At 34.5% G+C, this 20,580-nt stretch carries 10 protein-coding genes and 1 tRNA gene; 2 read left to right on the forward strand and 9 right to left on the reverse strand.

All coding sequences use genetic code 11. The features are described from left to right. The 7 genes from C1H87_RS13760 to C1H87_RS13790 form a co-directional block, all read right to left on the reverse strand. Positions 1-3,171, reverse strand: coding sequence for a glycoside hydrolase family 2 TIM barrel-domain containing protein (locus C1H87_RS13760; protein ID WP_102756367.1), 3,171 nt, complete (start codon positions 3,169-3,171; stop codon positions 1-3). Between the two features lie 4 nt (positions 3,172-3,175). After that, the gene (locus C1H87_RS13765; protein ID WP_102756368.1) at positions 3,176-4,330 is read right to left on the reverse strand and encodes a glycoside hydrolase family protein; all 1,155 of its coding nucleotides are present in this window, start codon (positions 4,328-4,330) and stop codon (positions 3,176-3,178) included. Further along, entirely contained in the window at positions 4,321-6,600 is a 2,280-nt protein-coding gene (locus C1H87_RS13770; protein WP_102756369.1) for an FAD-dependent oxidoreductase, read from the reverse strand. The genes C1H87_RS13765 and C1H87_RS13770 overlap by 10 nt, the downstream gene beginning before the upstream one ends. 22 nt (positions 6,601-6,622) lie before the next feature. After that, a complete protein-coding gene (locus C1H87_RS13775; RefSeq protein ID WP_102756370.1) occupies positions 6,623-8,278 on the reverse strand; it encodes a sodium:solute symporter family protein in 1,656 nt (551 codons plus the stop codon). 287 nt (positions 8,279-8,565) lie between these two features. Beyond that, complete coding sequence (locus C1H87_RS13780; RefSeq protein ID WP_102756371.1) at positions 8,566-11,976, reverse strand: VCBS repeat-containing protein; 3,411 nt, start codon at positions 11,974-11,976, stop codon at positions 8,566-8,568. A 91-nt stretch (positions 11,977-12,067) separates the two neighbouring features. Further along, the gene (locus C1H87_RS13785; protein WP_102756372.1) at positions 12,068-13,888 is read right to left on the reverse strand and encodes a RagB/SusD family nutrient uptake outer membrane protein; all 1,821 of its coding nucleotides are present in this window, start codon (positions 13,886-13,888) and stop codon (positions 12,068-12,070) included. A gap of 17 nt (positions 13,889-13,905) precedes the next feature. After that, entirely contained in the window at positions 13,906-16,980 is a 3,075-nt protein-coding gene (locus tag C1H87_RS13790) for a SusC/RagA family TonB-linked outer membrane protein (protein ID WP_102756373.1), read from the reverse strand. Positions 16,981-17,390: 410 nt separating this feature from the next. On the opposite strand from C1H87_RS13790, the gene C1H87_RS13795 reads away from it, so the two are divergent. After that, a complete protein-coding gene (locus C1H87_RS13795) occupies positions 17,391-18,419 on the forward strand; it encodes a LacI family DNA-binding transcriptional regulator (protein ID WP_102756374.1) in 1,029 nt (342 codons plus the stop codon). A gap of 562 nt (positions 18,420-18,981) precedes the next feature. Here the strand turns inward: C1H87_RS13795 and C1H87_RS13800 are convergent. Together C1H87_RS13800 and C1H87_RS13805 are read right to left on the reverse strand one after the other, a co-directional pair. Further along, positions 18,982-19,063 (reverse strand) — tRNA-Leu (locus C1H87_RS13800). Between the two features lie 28 nt (positions 19,064-19,091). Beyond that, on the reverse strand, positions 19,092-19,337 hold the full coding sequence (locus C1H87_RS13805; protein WP_102756375.1) for a GIY-YIG nuclease family protein: 246 nt from the start codon (positions 19,335-19,337) through the stop codon (positions 19,092-19,094). Between the two features lie 229 nt (positions 19,338-19,566). Here C1H87_RS13805 and C1H87_RS13810 point away from each other — a divergent pair, with 229 nt between their 5' ends. Next, a complete protein-coding gene (locus tag C1H87_RS13810; protein WP_102756376.1) occupies positions 19,567-20,508 on the forward strand; it encodes a ribose-phosphate pyrophosphokinase in 942 nt (313 codons plus the stop codon). Positions 20,509-20,580: the final 72 nt, after the last annotated feature.

The following is a 20,580-nucleotide window of genomic DNA, read 5'->3' on the forward strand; positions in this document are numbered from 1 at the left end:
TTAATTAGTTTTAGTTGCTTTGACTATTTGGGACCAATTACTTTCTTGTGAATTATTGGTTCTTTTTATTTTGAAATAAATGTCACTTTCCATGTTCAAATCAATTGACATCATACCACGAACATTTGAGGAAAACTCGTCGCTTAAACTATCTTTGGATGTACCATATTTTACAGTATAATCTTCATCACCAAAATCGCTCGAATAACCAATTACCAATTTATTATCGGTAATGAACGAATCCCAAATGATTGGAGGTAGCATGTTATTGCTGGTTGTTATTGTTATTTCTTCAGAAGGATTGCTTACTCCTTTATCATTCAACGCATGAAGTTTGAAACTATAGGTTCTTCCGGTGGTTAAACCTTTTATATCTATATAACTTGCTATAGTTTTATACGATTTCACAATGTTGCCTTCATCATTTTGATAGGTTGCAAAATATTCATAAGCATTAGGTACTTTATGAAATAGAATCCTAATCACATTTTTCCCTAGAATTATTTCAGAAATTTTGGGAGTTAAGGCGTTTTGAAATGAGATAGTCTTATCAAATCTGGAGTGTCCTGTAGAACTTACCAAATCTATAGTCATATCTAAAATGTTCTCTGGTAAATTGTTCCAAGAGATGGTATCTCTCCACAAACCGTCTTCTGGTTTTAAAATTGGTAAATCCTTGCGGTTTTTTGAAACTACTTCCCCTTTAGAGTTTTTAAATTCATACTCTAATGTGTAGTCTTTCATCGTATAGCTTGGATAGTCGCTTCTTGATTTAATGATGATACTAATATCGGCTGTATTCTCTTCGAAATTTATATTTTCAATTTTAATATCCTCAACAGGTGCATGTTCTTTTTTGATACGATCAAACAATCTTCGTTTTTGTCGCCATACGTTAATCAAACCCCAAACCCTATTTTCTTCTGCCGTAGTCGCTGCATAACCACTTCTATAATCATTAAATGTCCACATAGATGTTCCTACTACAAATTCATTTTTGTTTCTAAAATTGCTCATCCATTCAGAGATAATTTCTTTATCACTGTCTAAACCAGTTGAAGGAAAAGGGCCAAAACCAAATTCTGAAATAAAAATGGGTTTATTTGGCCATTTGGTTCTTAAGGTATTTAATACGTCTTGTGGCTCCCCTTGCCAGGGATACAAATTGTGCATTATGATATCTGAATATGTGTTAGGATCTGTTTCTTGGGTATATTCATCTTTTTGCCCCGAATTACTAACACAAGTAACCAACCTATAGGGATCCAGTTCGTCTTTTACATATGTCATGGCTTCTTTACCGTAAGCCATATGATTATTTAATTCATTACCCACACTCCAACCTATAATACTTGGGTGATTAATATCACGTTTTATCATGCCTTTAAGCCAGTACTTGGATAAAAAATAGTTTTTATTCGATAAGGCTAATTCTGAATTATTTGAAACTTTCATGTAAGGCCCATCGAGTACTAAAATTTCGTTGCTCTCATCATTTAAGCTCATTGAACTTTCACTTTTAAGTTGTGATAGTGGTTGATAGGCTGCTCTAAATTCATCATTATCTAAATCTCTTACATTAACTTCTTCAAAAAGTAAAATCCCTTTTTTGTCACATAGTTCTATTAGCTTTTCACTCTGTGTCCCGTGCATTATTCTCATAAAATTAGCTCCAGCTTCTTTCATAAGATCTACATCTTTTTCTAAAACCGCTTCTGGTTCTGAAGACCCCCAATACCTGCTTTCGCTAACTCTGTTAAACCCTCCTATACGCACGGGCTCTCCATTAAGTAGCATTTTAGAACTTGTTAATTCAATTTTTCTGATGCCGAAATTATCTGTTCTGGTATTCAATATAGTTTCACCATCAGAAATTGTAGTTTCTACCTTGTATAGTTTTGGATTATCGAAATGCCACAACTCAACATCATCGGAAGACAAGGTCGTTTCTAAATATATATCTTGGATTTTACGTGGCTCAATAACAATCTCATCTTCAAGTTTAGATATTTCTTTTGCATCAACTATTCTGGAATTAACTTTTATAGTTCTTTTTTCAGAACTATTATTTTCAATACTTACCCTTAGTTTAATATCTGCGCTTCCTTTAGCCAAATCTGGTTCAGCATGTATGTATTGATAATCAATCCTAACATCTTTATTTTTAGTTAGGGTAACATCCCTAATAATACCTCCCCAATTCCAAGTGGCACTAACAATAGCGCTATTATCTGCTTGAACAGCAATAACGTTTTCTCCATTAAAATTTAATACATCTGTAACATCAAATTCAAAAGGTGTAAAACCGCCCCTGTTCATCCCAATATATTTACCATTGAGATATACTTTTGAAAGGTGATACACCCCGCCAAACTTTAAATAGTATCTGTTGTCTAGAGCTTTAGTCCAATCCTTTGGAATATCGATTGTTTTTCTGTACCATCCTATTCCTGTGTAATTAGAAAAATCATTAAGCATGCCCCAATGCCCAGGTACTTTTAAATTGTACCATTTAGAATCATCAAAATCTTTCTTAAAAACCTGTTTTGGCTCTTCTTTGGCTTTTAAATATTTTTCTTTGGAAATCTCTCTAAATATTACTGCATCGGCTGCCACAGCACCACTGGTAATAGCGGTTACCTCTAAATAATTGGTATCTTCACTATTAAATTTAAAAATACCTAAGCTTATCCATTCGTTGCAAAACACTCTATGGTTTAAATATTTGGTAGTAATGCCCTGAGCGTGCTTAATATTGTATTGTGGCGTCATATGAGACGCAAAAGGAAATCTTGTAAATGCCTCATAATATCCTGATTTTTTAAAATTAGGATAATACCTTACATATGAGCTATCTGCTTTATTGCCACCGTCAAGATCTGTATTTGTAAACGTATGTTCCAAATAATCTTTACCATAGAGTGACGTATTTCTTTCAGCCATTTTTCGTAATCTCCAATTGCCATAAACCTCAACCGAGCTAGCATCATTATCAATAACTAAATCATTTTCTATTTCTTTTATGTTCAGGTAGTTGGAACCTTCACCGTAAATGGCAAAAAATTTCCAGATCCCATTAAGCGAAAGAACGTTATCATTTGAAAGTTCTTCTTTAGTATTACTACACCCAATCAGGAATATTGCCATTAAAAACAAAAACATATTTTTCATATAGTTAGTCTTTAAGTTTTAGTGATACTCTTAAATTACAGGCATGCCCTCTATGAATCCCATTAACAGTTATTCCCAAAGCTCCGAATAAAAACGATGGCTCTCCTTCTTCTATCAATAATTGAGGACGTTCCAATTTATAATCCGTTTTAGAACCGTCTTTTAAGAGTATTCTACTTGGTAAAACCAATGGATGCTTAGCCTGATGCCAATCGTATCCATTTTCTGAATTCATTAATGCAAAAGCACCTGTATCTCCTGTAAAACGCCCCTGAATATCACACACAATGGCGTAATATTTCCCGTCCTGACTCCATACATATGGGTCTTCAGCAATCATATGCTCCTTTTCTGCCTCTTTTAACTCAAAAATTGTTGTTTTATGCTTTTTAAAAGGGCCTAAGGGATTTTCAGCAAAGGATACCATATAACGAACACGGTCTCCTTTTGAGACCTGATAACTCTCATCTTTATCTAAATCTATGGGTTGCCAATCTTTTTGTTTTCCTACAACTTTGTATACTGCAAATATGCCTCCATTTGGAGCTATATTAACTGCAGGATTCGATGTCATTAATGCATCTGGAGCATTAGGGTTTTCATCAACATCGATTACAGGATAGTCTAATCGATTCCAAGGACCTTCAGGTTTTTTAGACCAAGCTACTCCAATACGCTGATTATTTCGGTATAACCACCAATCCTTATGCTTCATAGAAGTAGGCTGTTTTGCCTTAACAGGAGATGTTGTACCCATATAATACAGATAGTATTTTCCATCCTTTTTAAATATAGTCGGGTTATGAGTTGTTGTACCATCCCAAAAATCTTTTCCTCTTGCAGGTAGTGCAACGTTTACATCTTTATAAGGCCCTTCCGCTTTTTCTGCTACTGCGTAAGCAATCTCAGAATCAGTTACCCAACCCATATGCCCCAATTCATATTTCCATCTGGAATAATACATATGATATTTGCCATCATAACCTTTAATTACCGAAGCTCCCCAAATATGATAATCCGCACTAATCTTTTTATAATTTTCCGGAACAGGTTGAACCATAGCACCTAGGTTCAAACCATTATCTTCTTGACATGACACAGATGCCATTGTAGAGAATAGGGCAACCACTAAAAGTTGTATTTTATGTTTTACCTGCATAATATTTCAAAAATAGCAGCGGGAACATCTTTTGACGGATGTTCTAATTCAACGGTAAACCCTTTTAAATTTAGAGGTTCCTCTGGTTTAAAGTCGTTTATGGTTTGATAGTTACCTTCAACTTTATAGAGTACATTACCCTCCAGGTCTTTTATCACATAATTACGTACGCAGAAAGGCACGACTTCTTCTGGGTGGCCCATCAGAGTTGATTCCATTGGATGGTCATAATCCGGGTCTAAGAACAATTTGATTTCCGAGACAGTTTTAGCCTCATCCCATTCAACCTTAAAGGTTGGGGTCTCATCATTTAAATCGGCTACCCAAGCATTTACTTCTCCCCAGGGACGTACATAACCATTGCCAATATTCTTACTACTGAAAGATCGAATTGAGGGATAAACTTTCATCGCTATATTTTGACCTTCCGGTCTTCTATGTGGTGTCCAGAATTCGAACTCATCCACCCCAATATTTGGCGGAGGCACTTGTTTTCCATTATTCGATACCGCTTTATTAACGCCATTAAACACAGATAACACTCCTGTGTAACGTTTATTACTAGTTTTTAAACTAACCTTATCATTTGATAAAAATGTTACAAAAGCATATTGATCCTGTGATACAGTGTTAGAAAACTCAATGGTAATATATTGCTCTCCTTGTTCTAAATGTATGGTTTGTTTTTCTAAAATCACTTCTGGAGAATAATTCTTAGGCTTTTCTGAAGTCCTTAACTGGGCTTCTAATTGAGTAGGCTCATCTGCTTGCACGAGTAATTTGAAATTATAATTCTGGCCAGCCTTAAATGGTAGTAATTGCGCAGTTGAAATATTTAGTTTGAACCAACTACCATCGAATGGAATCTCGGAAATTTCCAATTCTGAAGATACTTCAATTTTTGCACTATCAATTAAATTTGTTTTGCTTTTGACAGGAATATTAGGAATACTTTGGCCAATTATATTCAATTCATTTTGAAGATTTTCAATCTCACCATTTTTAAGAATATCGGCAGGTTTTAAACTTTTTTGAGTACACAAAGCTGCTGCCATACCTACCGCCTGGGCACATAAACCGGTTGTGGCCATAACCCGCGTAGAGCCAAAAGCCACATGGGTAGCACTAATGATGCGTCCTGCTAAAAACAAGTTATCAATATCTTTACTTACGAACGAACGATAAGGGATTTGATATACTCCTTTAGAATGCCATTGCGTACATGCCGATAAGTCACTATAAATTCCATCAGCCGGATGTAAATCTATAGCCCAACCTCCGTGAGCAATAGCATCATCAAACTCTTGTTGTTCAATCACATCTTGTTGTTTCATCATGTAAAGCCCTTCAAATCGGCGACTCTCACGCTTTCCGGGAATAGTGCCAACCCACTCTAAAGTCATATTGTCTACATCATTAAACTCTCCTGAATTTTTGATGTAATCCCAAACACCATAAATGACCTTCCATAGTTCATATTTAATTTCTTCCGTATCATAAATCGTATCATGGCGTCCTCCATATTCAAACCACCAAAATCTACAACCGTTATCGTCTTTTCCAATCGCCTTATAACGCGGTATTTGTTTAATGTCTTTTAAAGCAAACTCTGGCGCTTTAAACTTTACGGGGTTAGAGGTATTCTTGCTATAAAAATATATGGAGTGCCCCAAGAGCTCTCCATAAGACTTATCCGGAGCAAACAGTTCTCCAAACTCTTCTTTGGATTCAGCTCCCATTCTAAAGGATGCACCTGCACTAAATGCTACAATACCATCCCCTGAGGCATCACAGAACAAAGGTGCTTTTACCACATATTCGGTTGAATTTTGGGGATTAAACGCCTTTATGGATTCAATTTGAGTATCGCTGGATTTAGTAACATCATGAACAACGGTATTTAAAAGTAAGGTGATGTTTTCTTCACTTAACACTTTTTCAAGTAGAATTGTATCAAAAATAATCGCATTTCCTTCTCTATTTCGGTACAAATTCTCCACCAAAATCTCATCTATCACGCCACCTTCTCTAGCCCAGCGATTGTTATTTCCCATATGAGATGTTGCACCAAGTATCCAAAGCCGAACCTCAGAAGAGGCATTACCTCCCAAAACAGGACGGTCTTGAATTAATACTACTTTTGTACCTTTTCTTGCTGCTGTAATAGCTGCGCAAACTCCCGCTGTTCCTCCTCCGGTGATACTTAAATCACAAACCAATTTTATCGTTTTATTATCTCTTTTCTCTTTATGGAATGTTCCTATTAACATTGAAACGTAATTTTATTTTTAATTATTTAGATTTTTTTATAATGAATAGACCTAGAAACAGAATGGCTGCTCCCATACCACCAACTAACCATTTAGCAGATTCTGCTATAAATGATAACAGGATTATTAGTACTCCTGTTGCTGCTACGCCAATTCCAATGACTCTTGTGCCTCTTTTGTTACCGCTATTGTCTTCGCCTGATTCTTCTTCTGTAGCATTAGCAATCTTTGACAGCCTTATTTTTTCATAATTATCAAAGGCAGATGTATCATTTTTTGATTTAACAAGTATGATTTCTATTAAAGTCATTAACAAAATTGGTCCCCCCATACCTACAGTCATTTCCATGGCACGACTCAATTTTACATCTATTATATCTGGTGCAAAAAACCTAAAGAAAAAATTGATCACAAGAGACACAATAGTTACGAACAAAATGGTTTTACCTGTTTGATGTTTTGAAAATAACGACCAGAGTGGAGGCAAAAACATTGCGCCACCTGTTAACGCTCCTAAACTTAAAACTACCTCAACAATGCCTCCCATATAAGGAACTAACAAGGCAACTATTATGGTTAAAACTCCAAGAACTACGGTTGCTATTTTTGCAACTCTCATTAGCCTTGTAGTACTTGTTTTAGGAAATATGTTTTTATATAAATCGTTTGTTAATACGCCCGCAGATATATTTAACGTTGTGTTTACAGAACTAGACGTTGCGAAAACCATCCCTCCTAACATGAGCCCCAACATACCCACTGGTAATACTTCTTTACACATGAGTAAATAGGCTCCTTCGTCTGCTAAATCTTGTAGATCTGGATTTAATACTCTGTAAATCATGGGAGGCAACATCCATATTATTGGGCTTATAGTATAAAGTGCCCCAAATAGCCAACCTACTTTTTTTGCATCCTTGGGAGTAGCCACACTCGTGTAACGTTGTACATAGGCCCAGTTTCCTGCTATAAAGAATAAATTATAGAGTCCAAAGGCTACCATAAATAAATCGGTATATTCTGAATTGGTGAAATCGAAGAAATGCTCAGGGGCATTCGCAATAAAATTGCCGACACCACCAATCTTATCGAAGGATAGTGGCAGTACAATTAATACCGCTGCGGTTAACACTATAAATTGTAAAACATCTGTTACGATAACAGCCCATAACCCACCTACCGCTGTATAGATTAGTATAAGAACTCCCAATACAATAACACTGGTTGAAATAGGAATCCCTGTAGATACTTCAACAATTTTAGCCACAGGATATAAAAAAGCTCCTGTAGTAAACAATGAAATAATCAAAAAGAGATAGGTGTAGGTTTTTTGTGTAGATTTTCCAAAACGATCCATAATATATTCTGCGGCTGTTAATGCTTTCGTTTTTTGCCATTTTGGAGCCAGAAAGAAACCTATTATTATTCCAGCAATACACATAGTCCATTGTACTGATACAGCTACCCAACCACTTGAGTATGCTATAGACCCCCAAACAACAAATGTGCCTGCTGAGAAAAAACTCATAAAAAGGGATAAACCACTCATCCACCAAGGAAGAGCACCTCCAGCAGCAAAAAACGATTTCATGTTTTTACCTGCTTTTGAAAAACTCATTCCACATATAAAGACTAAAGCTGTAAAGACTAAAATTATTATAATATCGATATTTCCCATTACATTACATAAATTTAAATTAAAGATAACTCATGCAATGCAATAGAAATAATGAGTTATATTTTTTATCTCCGAAAACGTTTTCGAAAACATTGAATTTTACCGGAACCGCTTTCGTGAAATTGCTAAACTTTCTTTATTACAAATTGTATTACTTCAAGAAATTCTATCTTTTCTTTGCACTCAGATAATCATACTTAATTTTTTGTTAGCAATATTTAGCAAAGTAATTATATTTTACAGTCAAAAAAGAGGCCATCTCTTCTGCCAATACTTATTAACTCATCTTATTTAACCTTCAAAAGTTGAAGTGCTTCATTGTTCCTTAAAATCAAAAGTCCAAGTCCTTTATCCTCTAAAGCTATTTTTTTTACATTAATGACCTCTCCTTCAACAAATAAACCCTCTAAAAATTGTTTACTAAATCCTTCTTCATCATGTTCTAAATATATTCCATAGCCTGCATCTTGTCTCGGAGTTTCTACTTCGAAGCCATACAGGTTCCCAAAAAGAAGCAAATCTAAATCTCCATCTTTATTATAATCATGAGGAACAATACTTTTGATAGTTGTTACTTGAGCTTCATTTACCAATGGTTTTATCTTAAATGTACCATGTCCCTGGTTTTCAAAAAAACTAGAACTGAAATTAGTAGCTTTATGATTCAACGCACTACTTATATTTTCTTTACCATAGACGGTCTCTAAATCTGCTAAAGCAAAATCGTGGTAATTTTTGAATTTCTTTTTAATAAATGGCATTTGTTGAGAACTGCACTCTCTTCCTCTTAGTGGATAGCTTACTCCATCCTGATTGTAGCTAAGCACTATATCAACGGTTCCTGTTTGGTCAAAATCCTTTGCATATACCTGAAAAGGGGTTTCTTTAGATGCCTGATATTTTGAATTTAGTCCAAGATTCCCTGCTACAAAATCAATATCTCCATCATTATCAAAGTCTCCAGACTCCAAACTAAACCACCAGCCAACATTTTCATCTAGATTGGTAAGCGATGTGTCTTTTTTAAACGTTCCATTTTCGTTTTTAAATACAGTAAGTGGCATCCATTCACCAACTAATATCAACTCCTTTAAATTATCTGAGTCTATATCCTCCCACTTTGCGTCTGTCACCATCCCTATATTTGCAAGTGCTTTATTTTCTATGATAGCGAACTTAAAATCCCCTGAGTTTGACTCGTTTTTTAATAGGAAGCTCGTACCGGCATACGGATATAATCCTGGAGTTTGCCTTCCTCCAACAAAAAGGTCTGTATCTCCGTCACCATCAAAATCGTGTGGACAGACAACGGAACCACTAACATTCAAACCTGTGGGTAGCACAGTGCTACTTTTAGAAAAAAGCCCTTTATTGTTTATATACAATCTATCTGAATAGTATATAGAACTTTTGTTAAATTCGTTGCCCCCGCTAACCACATATAAATCTAAGTCACCGTCATTATCGGCATCAAAAAAAGTGGCATCTACATCTTCATGTTTTTTGTCTTTATTGAAAAGCCTTGTATTTGTTTTAGTAAACTTTCCTGTTTTGTTTTGCACATATAAAACCCCTGCATAGTTACTGGCTCCTCCAACATAAAAATCATCCAATCCATCACCGTTAACATCCCCTACACAAAGAGCTAGTTTATCTTCAGACATTTTATGAGGTAGTAAACGTTCTCTTTCAAAATCATTAAATACGTTTTGATGGTTAAAGTGTTTAATTCCCCTTGTTCTTGCAATGTCTTTAAAATTGTTTTTAGTTTTTGAAGCAGGTAAAGTTTCAATATCAGACAAAGATGCTTCTGAATGATTTAATATAATTCTTTGATTACTTTTAATATTATTTATTTTCTGTACTTTACTATCTGGCCAATAAACTGTTAAGTTCTTAACTTCTTGTAAATTGCCTAACCCAAAATGTAGCATCGTGGTGGTTGATGATTGAAATCCTTTAGTAGTATACTGTTCTTTTATTTGAATACCATTAGATGTCTTAAGGGTTACCCGCGCGCCGATACCAAAAAGGTTATTTTTAGGTCCTTTTAAGTTAACCTTTAAAAAGTTTCCAAGATTTAATTCTCTGCTATTGTTTTTATATATGGTAGCTACATCATCCATATTATTTGTTATTATTTCTAGGTCTCCATCATTATCTAAATCTGCATAAGTAGCTCCGTTACTAGAACTTATTTTATCGGAACACCAAATTTTATTCTTTTTTTGAAATTGTAAATTTCCTTTGTTCTCATAGAAATAATTTGCTTTTTTTCTGGACGGCATCCGCTTTAAAATATTTTCATCTCTAAGCTTTTCTAACATAGATTTAACCTCTTTAGGTGCTTCCTCTATTTTTTCAGAAAAGACTTTTTCTTTATTTTGTCTATAGTGAATAAAGTCTACATTTCTAAAATCTCGCTTAATTCCATTAGAAACAAAAAGGTCCTTATCTCCGTCATTATCAATATCAAAAAACAACGGTCCCCAGCTCCAATCTGTGCTCGATATGCCCGAAAGAAAAGAAACATCTGAAAATGCCGGGGTATTATCAATAGGCCTGACTCCATTGTTAATTTGAAGTGTATTGTACATATATTGATAATGTAACCCTTTACTAACAAAATCATTAAACTGTTCTGGGTTCATCCCACTCATACTTGCCTTGATACTGTAATTGTCTTCAGGGGCCATATCTAAAGTTATGAAGTCCAACCAACCATCATTATTGAAATCTGCTATATCATTACCCATTGAAAAGTTGGATGCATGACCTGTTGATGTTTTGAAAACTTCTTTGAATGTCCCATCGCATTGGTTCATATAAATTCTATCATTTGCAGCATAATCATGACTAACCAGTACATCCGGCCAAGTATCATTATTCAAATCACCTATACTTAATCCGAGGCCAAAGCCAATTCCATCATTAATCAACCCTACTTCATCAGAGACATCATAAAATTTATTATTATCATTCCTGAACAACCTATCACTTGTTAATGGGGATTTTTCTTTTAAATAGTTATCAATATCATATAAAACCTTGGTGTCTGTGTTATGATTAATCAGAAACATATCCAGGTCTCCATCTTTATCATAATCAAAAAATGCTGCCTGGGTTGAGTAGTGCGGAAGGTCTAAAAGATAATCTTTGGCTTGTTCTTTAAAAATCGGCACGCCAGCTTCATTAATTCCCTGACTAACATATAACTCATTTCTTCTTACATCTGAATGTATAAATGGTCCTGATTTGCAAACATATATATCTAAAAAACCATCTTGATTAATATCTACAGTGGCAACCCCTAAAGATAATCCTTCAGTACCTTTAACCTTTGAAATATTGGTAACATCTGTAAACTGCAGATTGCCTTTATTTAAATACAATTTGTTGGTATTTTGGTTAGAGATAAAGTATAAATCTACTAATCCGTCATTATTAAAATCTGCGGCTGAAACTCCTGCCCCATTGTATATATATTCATAGTTTAAGGCATTCATTTCAACACTTTCTGAAATTTTATTATTAAAGACTATTTTTGAAATAGAATCACTTAAAACTTCAAATAATTTCTTATTACTTCCTTCGGTAGTTCTAAAACCATGCGATTGGTTGTTAGTTTTATTACAGCTAATTATTGTCGCTAAAAAAACTAATTGTATGAGCCATATGAAAACTTTTTTTTCTCCCATAAAGAAAAATATTATTGTAATAAAACAAGGGGTGATAGTCCCCTTGTTTTCCTGATTAATTCAAACTATAAAAAAACTAAAACCAAACTAATTAATAATTAGGATTTTGAGGTATATTAACATCTCCAGCAGCATCAATTTCTGCTTGAGGTATTGGCCACAGATAATCTCTATTAGGAGTAAAAAGCCTAGTTTCTAAATCTCTATAACTATGATCGCCTTTTTCTTTTCTTGGTTCAATAGGAGCTCCAGGATAAGTTACATACCCATCATCATCTATATTTGGAATTAAGCCTAAATCTCCACCAATTACACTAAATCCATTTGCAGGTCCTCCTACGGCTGTTCCATTCATTACTTTTTCAGCAATACCCCACCTTCTAATATCGAATAAACGGAATCCTTCATCAGCTAACTCAACTTTACGTTCACGCCTAATTATTTTTCTAAGCTCCGCTTGATCCATGGTTGTTACTTCTGGATAAGGAATGCCAGAACCGTTATACGCACGCTCCCTCACTAAATTAATAGCATCTAATGTAGATTGGTCGATATTTCCAGATTCTATTTTAGCTTCAGCATAATTTAACAACACCTCGCCATAACGTATTAAAATTATTGGATGCTCTGCATTTACAGGTCTTACTGCAAGCTCTCCTTTTAAGGCAGGTTCATCAGAGAATTTTTTCCAAAAATAACCAGTGAATGATGTGAACCTATTAGCACCACCGCTATTATATGTTTTAAAAGTTCCTGTTACAGGATCCATAACATTATCGGTTATGGTTACACCTGCCGGATTCGCTGAATTTGGATTAAAAACACGCTCTACTCTTTCTCCATTCTCTATCCTCCAACACCCTAAACTATCACTATGCTGCCAAGTTTCATGGTTAGTCCATACATCTCCAGGTGTTACTATACTTGCCTTTAATCTTGGGTCTCTATTCTCAAAAGGATTTGCTGGATCGAAAGCTGGATCTTCATCTATTGGTAATCCATTTATAGTTTCGTAAGTATCTAATGTTTGCTGTAATGGCACTAATTGGCACCAACCTCCAAAACGCGATCCTTGCCTTACAGATAAGCCATGTGTTTTTGTACCATCTGCAAAATTAATACTCAATAAAACTTCTTCAGAATCAATACTTGCTGCTGTAAATAAAGATTCATAATCAGAATGAAGCGTTATACCTGTATTCTGAACAGCTTGAGCCTTACTTATTGCAAGATCGTAATTACCATTATATAAAGCTATTCTTGAAGCTAAGGCATTAGCTGCATTAGCAGACGCTCTACCTCTTTCTTGAACATCATTTGGTAATATACTTGCTACAGTTTCTAAATCAGCTAATATATTAGTGACTATTTCTGCTTTAGGTGTTCTAGATAAAACTAAACCTTCATCATTTAATGACGTTATTACATCTGTTCTAAATGGCACATCTCCGTATAATTCAATTAAGTAACTATAGAAAAAGGCTCTTAAAAATAATGCTTCTGCACGAATTTCACTAAACCTGTCAACGTTACTAACTTCTTCCGCTCTAGACATATTTTGTAACAACGTATTAGCGCGTTGTACACCAATATAAAAATTAGACCAAAAGCCTGTACTTATACCACTAGTTGAAGACAAACTACCTTGAGTTACATCTGCAGTACCAGCTACATTACCTCTACTAAAACCCAAATCGGTTGAGTGGTCCAGAACCTGAGGAAAAGGTACAGCCCTAACATATGCTAAGCTTTCATATACGCCAGCCAAAGCAATTTCTAATTCAGCTTCTGTAGAGAAAAAATTAGTATCTGCAGGAGCACTTGGGTCTTCTAAATTCAAAACTGTGTCTTCACAACTAGAAATTATAGTTGCAATGAAACACAAAACAAGAATAAATTTTATTTTTTTCATTTTATAACATTTTTTAATTAAAATCCAATATTTAAACCTGCTGTATATACCTTAGATACAGGATAAAAATCACCAGTATTAAAGTTTGGTATTAGTGGATCAATGCCATCAGGCATCTTATCAAAAGTGAATAAATTTTGACCTGAGATATAAATTCTGATATTATTAACATTTAGCTTTTTTATTAAATCTTGAGGCAATTTATATCCTAAAGTAATGTTTCTTACTCTCACATAAGACGCATCATGAGTCCAAGTTTCATTAACCCTCCAATTATGGTGAGCACTTAAAGCTGTTGGCCTTGGTAATGAAGCATCTGTATTTGTTGGAGTCCAATAATCTAATTGCCATTTTTGAATTTTACCCGCATTGAAGAAAGACCATCCTGCATCTTGACTTAAATACACATCTCTGCCACTAACGCCCAATACAGAGACAAATAGATCAAACCCTTTATAATTAGCAAAGACATCAAAGCCCCAGTTATTAGTATCAATATCACTACCTATTACTGTACGATCATCATTATTAATAATACCGTCGTTATTAAGATCTACATACTTAATATCTCCTGGTTGAATTGCTCCAAAAGCTGGCACTGGCAAACCTGAATTTAAATCACCTCCTGTAAAATCACTTTCCTGATATAAACCATCTTCTTTAAAACCAAATATTGAGTTGATACTTTCTCCAACTCTGATAATTCTATCTCCTGGAGGCAATTCATTTAGCCCACCTAAATCTGTAACTTTATTATCAACAACTGAATAATTAGCATTAAATCCATATGTAAAATGATCTCCTATAGAGTCTTGCCACCCTATAGAAAAATCCCATCCTTTATTTTGCACTTCACCTGCATTTTGTGGAGGAACGGATGCAAAACCTGTAGATGGTTGTAATGTAACACCTAGTAATATATCTTTAGTTGTCCTAACATAATATTCTCCTGTAAATGTTAGTCTTTTGCTAAATAAAGAAGCATCGACTCCTATATTATATGTTTCACTTCTTTCCCATTGTAATTCTGAATTTGCTAAATTAGGTTGTGCACCTCCAACTGTGGGAACACCACCCAGAACGGGGTTTGCGTTTCCTACACCAAATTGCGATTGATAAATAAAATTTCTTGGGAAAGCAAGAGGATTACCAAAATAATCAAGAATTGTTGCGCCATTAAATTGACGGTTTTCAAAAATAAATTGATTCCCTAATTGACCCCAGGAAGTTCTAAGTTTTAAACTCGAAACAAAAGAGTCTTCAGGAAAAAAATCTTCATCTGATATACGCCAACCAACTGAAAGCGATGGAAATGTGGCTGCTCTAAACCCATCTGAAAATCGAGAAGAAGCATCTCTTCTTACGTTAGCTTCAAATAAGTATTTACCTTTGTATGAATAGTTTACTCTACCAAATACAGATTCTAAACCACTTAGTGTAGCTCTACCATAGTTTTGCGAAGTATCAGCATCTCCATTATCTAAAGTACGGAAATCAGGTAAAATAAAACCTCCTCTACTTGCACCCCATGTTTCAGATTGGGTTTTTAAAAATTCGTAACCTACCAAGCCAGATAAACTATGATCTCCAAAATCTTTACTGTAATTTATAACAATATTAAAGTTATCTGCAAACCTTTCCTGTGTTTCCTTGGCAACTGAAGATAAACCGAGTTGTACAGGTTCTGCAGTAGAACTACTTTTCCATACCCAAGGACGGTTAAAATCATCACGATTTATACTTGTATACTGTGGTGAGTAAGTTGCCGATATTGATAAATCTTCTATAGGTCTGTATGTTGCCTTAATAACACCTCTAAAGTAATTAGTAATTCTTTCATCTTGAGACCCACTATTAACAAGTGCGATTGAGTTTCCTCCACTGAAACCTTCCCCCCAGGAACCATCGTCATTAATAGCTATAAATAAAGGCTGCAAACGGTTAGCTTGACGCGTTACATTCTGAAGGTTTGCAGGTTGGTTGTTAACTTCTCGTCTAAAATTCAAGTCAAAGGAAATATCAATTTTATTACCTAATTTTAAATCGGTATTAAATCTTCCGCTAACTCTTTCGAAATCAAAATTAGGTATATTTCCTTCTTGATTCATGTAAGACACAGAGGCTGCAATTTTTGCTTTTTCAGAACCTCCTCTAACACTAAGGTTATGGTAATGCTGAAAACCTGGTTCAGAAAATAATAAATCTAACCAATCTGTATCTGGTAATGCTTCTGTTCCTAAACCAACGCCAGCTCTGTATTGATCTAAAACAGAATCCGGGAAAGCTCCTGGGTCAGCATCATTAAATGCTTGCATGTATTCTAGAGCATTAGCAAACTCAAAGTTTTGGGTTTGTCCTTGCACACCAAAATAGGTATTGTAAGTAGTTTTTAAAATACCTTCCTTACCTCTATTTGTAGTTATTAGTATAACACCGTTTGAAGCTCTAGATCCATAGATTGCTGCTGCCGAAGCATCTTTTAAAACAGAAATAGATTTAATATCACTTGGATCTATACCATTTATATCATCAGGAATTCCATCTACTAAAATAAGAGGGTTGTTATTTGCTCCCGATCCTATTGTCCCAAGACCTCTAATACGTATAGTAGCTCCATCACCACCAGGTTGTCCACTACTTTGTGTAGCACTTAATCCTGGTACTAATCCAGCTAAAGCCTGAGAGGTTTGCAAAACTGGTTGTCGGGCAATTTCTGAAGCGTTAATCGTTTCTACAGAACCAGTAAGATTGACTTTCCTTTGTGTTCCATACCCCACGACAACTACCTCATTTAAGCGAGCAGCATCTTCGATTAGAGTGACATCAATCTTAGTTCTACCATTTAGAGGAATACGTTGAGTTAACATGCCTACAAATGAAAAAACTAATGTAGCATCATCATTTACGGTAATACTGTAATTACCATCAAAATCGGCTTGAACCCCATTAGAAGTTCCTGCCTCTAAAATGTTTGTTCCCGGAAGTGGAACTCCTTGTTCATCAGTAACTATTCCTGTTACCGTTTTTTGTTGAGCCCATCCAGACAAACAAAAACTCAACAGACCAATTACTAAAGTGTAATTTAGTTTCATAAAATTTTAGTTTTATTTAGTTAAAATATTTGGTCTAAAATTATATGCACTAAAGGTTGAAAATGCTATTTCTGCCAAAAGAATAAATAAAAACGTTTTCGGAAACGTTTTCGAAATCCGGTAACGTTTTCGAAATTAACAAATTAGTAAAGAAACATGTTATTTGAAAGCTGCAGCCTATCTTTAAAATAAATGAATTATTTTTACAGTATATGGGCATTTCGTAGATGATAAAGAGAGGTTTTTCCGTTAAAAAATGAGATAAACACTTTTGTAGGAAAAACTTAAATTTCTCTTTGATAGAATTGCTTTATGAAAACAAAAACCTTTTTTCGAATTACTTTCGGAAATTTATAAATTGAAGCAATCATTACTATTTTGTTTCAACAAGTCAACAAAGAATTATATATATGAAGCACGTAACCATTAAAGATGTTGCTAAGTACTTAAATGTATCTGTTTCCACCGTATCTAGAGCTTTTAATGATAAGTATGATATTAGGAAAGAAACAAAAGAGCTTATACTAAAAACAGCCGAAGAAATGGGATATCACCCTAACCCGATAGCAAAGAAGTTAAGCCAGAACAGATCTCTGAATATCGGTGTTGTAGTTCCTGAATTCATTAACGAGTATTATTCTGAAGTTATTATAGCGTTACAAGAATCCTTAGTTTCCAAAGGATATCAGGTATTGGTCATGCAATCTGATGAAAACGAGAAACAGGAATTAAAAAACGTAAAGACTCTAATATACGACATGGTTGACGGTTTATTGATTGCCCCTACAATTGGGCATGAAAATATTTCTTACTATTTAAAAAGAATTAATGACGGGTATCCAATTGTATTTTTAAACCGAGTGGATGAATCTATACCTGCTTCTAAAGTTATCTTCAACAATATAAAATGGAGTTTTTTCGCTACTGAGCATCTCATAAGACAGAAATATGAGAAGATTTATCACCTGTCAGGCTACAGGGATCTATGTGTTTCAAAAGAACGTATTGAAGGATTTAAAAAAGCTATGAATAAGCATAAAATATCGAAGGAGAATTATAAAATTATAGAAGCAGGCTTATTAGCAAAGGAAGGTAAGGAGGTCATTGAAGACTTAATTTTTCACCACGATATACCTGATGCAATTTTTTGTGTAAACGATATGGTAGCTTTTGGAGCCATTAAAAAATTAAAAGACAATGGCTATAGAGTGCCAGAAGATGTGGCTATTATCGGTTTTACAGAAACCCGAATGGCAGAATTAGTAACACCACAATTAAGTAGCGTTAAACAACCTACTTACGAAATGGCAAAAGCCGCTGGAGAACTTTTACTAAAAAAAATAAATAACAATGAAATCCCTGATGAAACTATAATTATGAACGGAGAATTAAATATTAGAAAATCTTCTGTAAAGGGAAATTTAACTGAGCTCCTTTAAGGCTATAAATATATCCATTCACCAGCCTCTTTGTTTTATGTTTATTTAAATTTTGTCAGACTTAACATCTTAACCCTTCTTGAATGAAGGCTACACAATTTTGAAATGTTTTGATTAATCTCAAAAAATTTGAATTAACAAAAATATCCGTGTTTTTCTTTCACTCTTTTTTTGGCACCTATTATACTGTCATTGCAATACCTAGCAGAAATAAAGACTTTTCAGAAGCTTTTTAAGCACACGTTTAGACACAATTATTGATGAAAAAAACCCAGTGCTATTGAACCCAAATAAACTAGATGATTTTTGTATGCAAGTTCGTTTCCTATAAAAAGCTGAGTTCTGGCCTAAAGTGACACGATTAGACAATGACCAAGATGAAAATAATTATGTAAAAAAGAAAAAAAAGATTAGAGGAAAAGGTTTTGATATCACTTAATGATTGTGAAAGTGTAGTCATTGCTATTGAAAATAAGAAACTATCTTGAAACTCTTTATTTGTTGTACCTATGTTGTACCTGAGAAATAAAAAAGGCTTCAACATTTCTGTTAAAGCCTTTAGTACTCAAGGTGGGAATCGAACCCACACTCCCGAAAGAACTGGATTTTGAATCCAGCGCGTCTACCAATTCCGCCACTTGAGCGTTAATAAACTTAAAAGACAATTCAAAATTACAAATTATCTCTAACTATACGGAGTTTTTCTTTGCCAACTCCAGATTTCCAATACTTTTCTCTTTTTCTAGCCTCAATTCTAGTATCTAATGTTTCAGAATATATTAGCTTAAAAGGACAATATGCTCTTGTCGTTTTTTCCCGACCTTGATTATGTCTTCCTAACCTCTCAGGGATATTAATTGTCATTCCAACATAAATATAATTCCTTGATAAACTTGAAATGGCGTAAACATAATACATCTTTCAATATTTAAGCGCGCCTGCCTGTCGGTAGACAGGTCTACCAATTCCGCCCTGCCTACCGGCAGGCAGGCACTTGAGCATTACGGACAGCAAAAATATATATTTTTTCGATAATTAATCACAAAAATACTAGTCAATATACTTTTTAGGTAAAAATAAATGTATAAATTTGCACCTCGTTTAAAATAAGGGTGCTGTTTTAGCGCTGCATAACAACCAGTTAACTATGCCAATTGTAAATACCGAAGCCAAAATTTTTGCATGTACACAAAGTAGAGTTCTTGGCGAAAAAATAGCTAAGTCATTTGGTGCAGATTTGGGTAATGTAATTACTTCAACTTATAGTGATGGAGAATTTCAACCATCTTATGAAGAATCTATTCGTGGAGCCAGGGTTTTTATTATTGGATCTACCAATCCAGGACCGCAAAACTTGATGGAGATGTTGTTAATGCTAGACGCAGCTAAGCGTGCTTCTGCAAGACATATTACAGCGGTATTACCTTATTTTGGTTGGGCAAGACAAGATAGAAAAGATAAACCTCGTGTTCCCATTGCAGCAAAATTGGTTGCGAAAATGTTAGAAGCAGCAGGAGCTACTCGTATTATTACAATGGACTTACACGCCGATCAAATACAAGGGTTTTTTGAAAAACCGGTAGATCATTTGTTTGCATCTACTATTTTTCTTCCGTATTTAAAAAGCTTGGGATTAGACAATTTAACGATTGCTTCCCCAGATATGGGAGGTTCGAAAAGAGCATATGCGTATTCTAAAGCTTTAGAAAGTGATGTTGTAATTTGTTATAAGCAACGCGCTAAGGCTAATATCATTTCGCATATGGAATTAATTGGTGATGTTACAGGTAAGAATGTTGTATTAGTTGATGATATGGTAGACACCGCAGGTACCTTAACAAAAGCTGCAGATTTAATGATAGAACGTGGAGCGTTAAGTGTACGAGCTATTTGCACACACCCTATATTGTCTGGAAAAGCATATGAGAATTTAAATAACTCAAAATTAGAAGAACTCATAGTAACAGACTCTATTCCTTTATCGCAAGAAAACGATAAAATTAGAGTTTTAAGCTGTGCGAACTTATTTGCTGAGGTTATGGATAAAGTACATAACAATCAGTCTATTAGTTCAAAATTTGTAATGTAAATTAATAATTAATATAAATAGAAAATGAAAACGACTTGAAATATAAATTCTATTAACTTTTATAATAGAATT

The sequence above is a fragment of the Flavivirga eckloniae genome, from assembly GCF_002886045.1.
GTDB classification, from domain to species: Bacteria; Bacteroidota; Bacteroidia; order Flavobacteriales; family Flavobacteriaceae; genus Flavivirga; species Flavivirga eckloniae.

What these genes read in the sequence shown, in the direction of transcription:
- C1H87_RS13760 (WP_102756367.1), bottom strand. Translation starts at nt 3,171, where the DNA reads ATGAAAAATATGTTTTTGTTTTTAATGGCAATATTCCTGATTGGGTGT.
- C1H87_RS13765 (WP_102756368.1), bottom strand. Translation starts at nt 4,330, where the DNA reads ATGCAGGTAAAACATAAAATACAACTTTTAGTGGTTGCCCTATTCTCT.
- C1H87_RS13770 (WP_102756369.1), bottom strand. Translation starts at nt 6,600, where the DNA reads ATGTTAATAGGAACATTCCATAAAGAGAAAAGAGATAATAAAACGATA.
- C1H87_RS13775 (WP_102756370.1), bottom strand. Translation starts at nt 8,278, where the DNA reads ATGGGAAATATCGATATTATAATAATTTTAGTCTTTACAGCTTTAGTC.
- C1H87_RS13780 (WP_102756371.1), bottom strand. Translation starts at nt 11,976, where the DNA reads ATGGGAGAAAAAAAAGTTTTCATATGGCTCATACAATTAGTTTTTTTA.
- C1H87_RS13785 (WP_102756372.1), bottom strand. Translation starts at nt 13,888, where the DNA reads ATGAAAAAAATAAAATTTATTCTTGTTTTGTGTTTCATTGCAACTATA.
- C1H87_RS13790 (WP_102756373.1), bottom strand. Translation starts at nt 16,980, where the DNA reads ATGAAACTAAATTACACTTTAGTAATTGGTCTGTTGAGTTTTTGTTTG.
- C1H87_RS13795 (WP_102756374.1), top strand. Translation starts at nt 17,391, where the DNA reads ATGAAGCACGTAACCATTAAAGATGTTGCTAAGTACTTAAATGTATCT.
- C1H87_RS13805 (WP_102756375.1), bottom strand. Translation starts at nt 19,337, where the DNA reads ATGTATTATGTTTACGCCATTTCAAGTTTATCAAGGAATTATATTTAT.
- C1H87_RS13810 (WP_102756376.1), top strand. Translation starts at nt 19,567, where the DNA reads ATGCCAATTGTAAATACCGAAGCCAAAATTTTTGCATGTACACAAAGT.